Here is a 923-nt window from a genome sequence, read left to right as displayed (position 1 = left end):
CCCTGGGTGGCAACGCATTCCTGTTGGGTCACCAGCGCGTGAACGATGACGGCGGCTTCGTCTACCTGAACCAGGGCAACGTGGTTGACAACAACGGTCGTAACCAAGGGGAAGGCGGCGCCAGCTTCTACCTGTTTACCGACTCCATGATCAACGGCTTTGTCCGTGCCGGTGAAAATACCACCTTTGGCCAGTATTCCTATGATTTCGCGGGGCTGGGTGTGCCGGGTTTGAAAACCTCGATTGCCTACCTGCATGGCGACAACATCAAGTCTACAACCGGCAACGGCCCTGATGGGTCCGAGTGGGAGCGCGACATGCGAGTTGACTACACTATCCAGCAGGGCGCCCTCAAAGGTTTCGGCGTGACGGTGCGTAATGGTGTCTATCGCGGCAGCGAAGTCTCTAACAACCCCGATGTTGACCAGACCCGTTTGATCTTCAACTACACCTACAGCTTCTTGTAATAAGAACTGTCAGAAAGAGCCTCGCCTGCTGGCGAGGCTTTTTTTTGCGTGTCTATATTCCAATAACATCTGTTGTGCGTATTTTTTATTCTTTTTGGTTTTTTTTGCAAACGCCTAAAGTAAGCCCGTCCGATACTCATTAAGAGGCTCGGCTTTAGCACATTGATTCACGTCCGCTGAGCAGGTCAAGGAATGGGCGTTTTTGCCTGTCGCGAATCTGTGCTGCATAGTTATATTCCTAAACGGAATTAAAAAGAAACCCTAAATTCTTTTTAGCTTTATGACGCTGTATTCTGCACCACCAAAAAAACAACCGGGCTAGACGGCTCGGCAAAAAATTGCGCGTCTTAGGATCCAGGGCGTTAGACCCAGGACCAGGACCACAAGCATTAGGAATGAGGAGCGAAACAATGAACAAGTCCACCTTGGCCATGGCTGTGGCCATTGGGGTTCTGG

The 923-nt window shown here is 50.9% G+C and carries 1 protein-coding gene; it reads left to right on the top strand.

Annotated features, from left to right (window positions below; translation table 11 throughout):
- The coding region (locus AC1DRJ_RS29915; protein ID WP_477805301.1) for an OprD family outer membrane porin at positions 1 to 467 on the top strand (467 nt) is incomplete at its 5' end.
- Between the last annotated feature and the right edge of the window lie 456 nt (positions 468 to 923).

This window comes from Pseudomonas sp. P5_B2, assembly GCF_056400445.1.
The sequence above is the reverse complement of the archived record's forward strand: the minus strand, read 5'-3'. Positions and strand labels throughout refer to the sequence as shown.